This window comes from Magnetococcales bacterium, assembly GCA_015231175.1.
GTDB lineage: Bacteria > Pseudomonadota > Magnetococcia > Magnetococcales > DC0425bin3 > HA3dbin3.
In genome coordinates this window covers 1-4,770 of record JADGBZ010000137.1, presented here as the reverse complement: position 1 = coordinate 4,770, position 4,770 = coordinate 1, and the positions used below count along the sequence as shown (strand labels likewise).

At 57.9% G+C, this 4,770-nt stretch carries 5 protein-coding genes; 4 read left to right on the top strand and 1 reads right to left on the bottom strand.

Annotation, left to right across the window (positions count from 1 at the left end; all coding sequences use genetic code 11):
- The first annotated feature begins 74 nt into the window (after positions 1-74).
- From HQL63_15765 to HQL63_15755, 3 genes are all read left to right on the top strand, one after another.
- On the top strand, positions 75-632 hold the full coding sequence (locus tag HQL63_15765; GenBank protein ID MBF0178282.1) for a L,D-transpeptidase: 558 nt from the start codon (positions 75-77) through the stop codon (positions 630-632).
- Between the two features lie 6 nt (positions 633-638).
- Positions 639-1,694, top strand: a complete 1,056-nt coding sequence (locus HQL63_15760) for an AI-2E family transporter (GenBank protein MBF0178281.1) — start codon at positions 639-641, stop codon at positions 1,692-1,694.
- 257 nt (positions 1,695-1,951) lie between these two features.
- Positions 1,952-3,232, top strand: a complete 1,281-nt coding sequence (locus HQL63_15755) for an RsmB/NOP family class I SAM-dependent RNA methyltransferase (protein ID MBF0178280.1) — start codon at positions 1,952-1,954, stop codon at positions 3,230-3,232.
- A gap of 11 nt (positions 3,233-3,243) precedes the next feature.
- On the opposite strand, the gene HQL63_15750 is transcribed toward HQL63_15755, so the two are convergent.
- Positions 3,244-3,786, bottom strand: coding sequence for a hypothetical protein (locus tag HQL63_15750; GenBank protein ID MBF0178279.1), 543 nt, complete (start codon positions 3,784-3,786; stop codon positions 3,244-3,246).
- An 89-nt stretch (positions 3,787-3,875) separates the two neighbouring features.
- Between HQL63_15750 and HQL63_15745 the strand changes: the two genes are divergently transcribed.
- On the top strand, positions 3,876-4,691 hold the full coding sequence (locus HQL63_15745; GenBank protein MBF0178278.1) for a ferredoxin--NADP reductase: 816 nt from the start codon (positions 3,876-3,878) through the stop codon (positions 4,689-4,691).
- Positions 4,692-4,770 lie beyond the last annotated feature (79 nt).

Below are 4,770 nucleotides of genomic sequence, written 5' to 3'. Positions count from 1 at the left end.
CGCCAGGAGGAAGGGCGCAGCCCTTCCTCCTGGACCTCCATCCCAGTCTTTCAATGATTTTTTTGGAAATTCCCATGCTTTCTCCTGACCCGGCCTTTGAAACTCTCGCTTTGGAAGAGGCCAAAAGCACCCTGCGCGCCGCTGGTTGGGATGCCCAGGCAACCGTCCTGGTGGTTCTGGGGCGGTATCAGCGCCTTTATTGCCTGGAACAGGGAGGCTCGATTCATCGCTGGCCGGTCTCTACGGGCCGGGCCGGCTTCGGCAACCAGATCGACAGCGGACGAACCCCGATTGGCCTGCATCGCATCTGCGCCTGCATCGGCGAGGGAGAACCCCTGGGGGCGGTCTTCAAGGGGCGCGTTCCCACCGGTGAAATAGCCGCAGAAACAATCATCGACGGCCCGGATGCCATCACCACCCGCATTCTCTGGCTGGATGGATTGGAAGAAGGGTACAACCGTGGCCCGGGTGTGGACACCAAGGATCGTTATATCTATATCCACGGAACCTCCCATGCCAACCTCCTGGGCCAACCCGCCTCCGCCGGTTGCGTGCGCATGAAAAACGAACATATCCTCGATCTCTTCTGGCGCGTTCGCAAGGAGACCCTGGTTCTCATCGAACCAGGTTGATTTTTCATGGAAAGAATGCTCTTCACCTTGCGCAGTCATTTTCGCAATCCACAGCTGGTTGCCTTGCTCCTGGTCCTGACCGGGGGCATCCTGGTTGTTCTCTATTTTGGCGATGCCATTGCCCCATTCATCACGTCGCTGGTGGTTGCCTATCTGCTGGAAGGGATGATTCGTCCTCTGGTTCGTTGGCGCATGCCCCGCATCCTGGCGGTGTTGTTGGTATTTGGCCTTTTCATGTTTCTGCTGGTCATCCTGTTCGGCGTCGTCATCCCCATTCTGGCCGAACAGCTCTCCCACCTCCTTGGAGAGATCCCCCGTATGACCGCAACGCTCCAGACCTTGAAGGGGCAGGTTGCCGGTTCACTCCAGGGGGTGATCAGTGCCAACCTCATGGAACCCCTGTTGGCCCGGCTCCTGGAGGGATTTCAGGATTTGACCGCCCGCTCCGTGACCTACCTCCTGCACGGGGTTCCGGGCCTGTTTTCGATCGTCATCTATCTTTTTTTGGTTCCCTTTCTGGTTTTTTTCTTTCTCAAGGACAAAGCCGAGCTGCTGCGGGGCATGCAACGCCTGCTGCCCCACGAGCGCGACTTGCTATACAAGGTTCTCCGGGATGTCGATCGGGGTCTGGGCGGCTACATACGAGGCAAATTCTGGGAATTGCTGCTGTTGGGTGCGGTCACCTATTTGTGTCTGGCCTACATCGGCTCCGAATACGCCTTTCTCCTGGGCCTTCTCACCGGACTCTCCGTCCTGATTCCGTTTTTGGGTGTGGTGGTGGTCATTATCCCTGTGGTTCTGTTGGGCATGTTTCAATGGGGCGTCACCATGGAGGCCTTCCAACCCCTGATGATCTACGGCATCGTCCAGATGGTCGATGGCAACCTTGTGGCTCCCCTGATTTTGGGTGAAACCGTGCGGGTCCATCCCACCACCATCATTCTGGCCGTCCTGCTCTTTGGTTCCCTCTGGGGTTTGTTGGGGGTTTTCTTTGCCGTCCCCCTGGCCGTGCTGGTCAAAAGCGTGGTCGATGTCATCCTGCCACATGAAGAAAATTCGTAACTATTCAGGAACCTTGCAAGAAAGGCTTGGATATGAGTGACTATTCACCACCCTTGCTAGAAAAGCCTGGACAGGAAAACCTTTGTCATTTGTCAGGGCTTCGCCCCGAACCCCACCAGGGCGCTGCCCTGGACAAAGCCAGGGAGCCAGCCCCCTGGACCCCGATTCGTTGGCGGGTGGTGAATGGTTACAATTCTTGAAGCTTTTTTGCGCCGTTGGCAAAAAAGGCCCAGGGGATAGGCCCAGGTGTTGTGGACATGAATGATCCAGGGTTTGTTTTTCCGGCAAATCCGACCAGGTGCGTCCGTCTGACCGTCAAACTCCTGGGACAAATTCTCGACTCGGCCACACCTCCCGAGACCCTGATGACGCACCGGTTTTGGGTCGAAAACGGTTGCGGATCCAAGGAGCGGGCCTGGATTGGAGATCTGGTCCACGGGGTGTTGCGGCACCGACGCCGCCTGGATCCCGATCTTTCCAGCCCCGCTGCCCATCTGACCGCCTTGGCCCTGCTGGACATGTATGGCTGGAGTCCCAGTCAAATCGCCGAAGTCTGTGGCAGGACAGCTCCACAACCTCTTTCTTCCCCGACCGACCATGCCGCACCCATCGTCCCAGCCATACGCCACTCTTTGCCTGATTGGTTATGGGAAGCCCTGACCGCCTTTCCGGGGGGGACGGAAGCCGAAGAGCTTGCCGCTGCACTCAACCAGCCTGCCCCGATCGATCTGCGTGTCAACCTTCGCATCGGTACCCGTGCGGCGTGTCAGGCCGACCTGCTGGCGGAAGGCATCGCAACGACATGGACCCCTTTTTCCCCATCGGGTCTTCGTCTGACGCATCGCACACCCCTGGGAGGATCGGACCCTTTTCGCCGGGGATGGATAGAGATCCAGGATGAAGGGAGTCAATTGATCTCCCTGCTTGTAGCCCCCAAGCCCGGCCAAACCGTCGTGGATCTTTGTGCCGGTGGTGGGGGCAAAAGCCTGCATCTGGCCATGTTGATGGAAGACCGGGGCCGAATCGTGGCTGCAGATTCCCATGCCCAACGCCTGGCCAGGCTCCGCCCACGTCAGCGTCGTGCGGGTTTGCGCTCCATTCACCCCCTGCCCATCCGCCATGAGGGGGATCCAAAACTGCATGCCTTGGCCGGCAAAGCCGACCGGGTGTTGCTCGATGTCCCCTGTTCCGGAACCGGCACCCTGCGCCGCCACCCGGAATATAAATGGTCGTTGCGACCACAGGATGTGACAACATTGACCCTGCGTCAAAGCGCCCTGCTGACAGCCGGGGCACGCCTGGTCAAACCCGGAGGCCGCCTGATCTATGCCACCTGCTCCATCCTGGAACAGGAGAACCAAGCCGTGGTTGACTATTTCCTGCGGTGTGACCCCGGATTCCGGTTGCTGGATGCCGCACATGTTTTGGCATCATCTGGCGTGGCGGGGGATGTCACCAGGGGGCCTTTCCTTTCCCTTTGGCCGCATCGTCACGGCACAGACGGATTCTTCGCAGCTATCATGGAGAGAAAGAGGTGAGACTCCACGGCCTACTTGACCAGACGCAGATGGCCTCGGGCAGTGGCGTGTTTTTTGTCGGGAGAAGGGGGAGGGCCTGGCTCCGGCTCTCTCTGGACAATCTCCAGCTTGGGACGATCTTCCCCAATTTTGGCCGGAAACTCCTTGATTGGCCGGACAGCCCCCAGAAGGCCGGTGGGAAAGATTTCCTGTTTGTCGTCTGTGGCATTCCGGGTGGCAAGATAGCTTTTCCGAATGGCTTCCGGCATGGCTTCCGGCCAGAGCATGCCTTGCCCTGAATCGGGGTTGAAGGCGCCCCACAGTGCCTCGTAGGGAATGATGCAATAGTGGGGGATTCCGCCGAACCGCAACTCGGATTCCAAACTTTTTTGGCCTATTTCAATGGATTGTGGCATTTTGACATTAAGAATGAGCCGCAGTTCGGTGTCGGAGGCGAACCGGCGCGGCACCTCCACACCCTTGCACGTGGCATCGACACAGAGCATGACCCGCCCCTCGCGTTCCAACAGGGTGCGAATCACTTCTCCCTTGCTTATGTGTTGATTATCCGTCATGGAAAGACTCTATAGCATTCTGCACACCCCACGGCAAGTCCCGCAGGTTTGTTGATGGCCGTGCCAACCATGTCAGGGAGATTTTCGCCATGACGACGACTCAAGACAATGCCACACTGATCCAACGCCTGGAAATAACCCCTCGCCTGATCATCCTTCGGATTCGACCCGATGAGCCGGTCCCGTTCATATCGGGACAGTTCACGGTTCTGGGTCTGCGGTATGCCGCGCCTCGCGTGGCCGATGCTGACCCGGAAACTTTCGATCCGGAGAAGGGGGAGCGGTTGATTCGACGCGCCTACTCCATCAGTTCCGGGTGCCATGAAACGGACTATCTGGAGTTTTATATTTCCCTGGTCACAGGGGGACAGCTTACGCCACGGCTTTTTGCCTTGAAAACCGGTGACCGGCTTTTTGTGGGCACAAAGGCTACTGGCATGTTTACGCTGGATCGGGTACCTGCGGGACAAAACATTCTCATGGTGGCCACCGGGACGGGTCTGGCCCCCTATCTCAGCATGGTTCGCACCCTGGGTATGGCCCATCAGTGTCCAGCCACATCCTTGGCCATTCTGCATGGCGCCAGCCATTCCTGGGATCTGGGTTATCGAACTGACCTTGAGTTGCTCAGCCAAAAATGTCCCAGCGTGCGCTACGCTCCGATCATTTCCCGTCCACAGGGGGAGAGCGGCTGGACAGGCCGGACAGGGCGTCTGACCGAGTGGTTTTCCCCGGAGAGTCTCCAGGAGATCAGTGGGTTTCCGATTGAACCGGCGCGGACGCACATCTTTTTATGTGGTCATCCCAACCTGGTGGAAGATGGCATGCGTCTTTTTCAGGAGCGCGGTTTTGACCCGGGCAGTCGCAAGGAGCCTGGTAATCTGCATGTGGAAAAATATTGGTAAATGGTAACTAGTGGCTCAACCGTATTGATTTGATGTGCAGAAATGTTCCAATGCTCCGGGAACAGCTCAACCATGAAAC

Bases quoted from the DNA above. Each gene is read 5' to 3' on its own strand.
- HQL63_15765 (MBF0178282.1), top strand. From the start codon at position 75: ATGCTTTCTCCTGACCCGGCCTTTGAAACTCTCGCTTTGGAAGAGGCC.
- HQL63_15760 (MBF0178281.1), top strand. From the start codon at position 639: ATGGAAAGAATGCTCTTCACCTTGCGCAGTCATTTTCGCAATCCACAG.
- HQL63_15755 (MBF0178280.1), top strand. From the start codon at position 1,952: ATGAATGATCCAGGGTTTGTTTTTCCGGCAAATCCGACCAGGTGCGTC.
- HQL63_15750 (MBF0178279.1), bottom strand. From the start codon at position 3,786: ATGACGGATAATCAACACATAAGCAAGGGAGAAGTGATTCGCACCCTG.
- HQL63_15745 (MBF0178278.1), top strand. From the start codon at position 3,876: ATGACGACGACTCAAGACAATGCCACACTGATCCAACGCCTGGAAATA.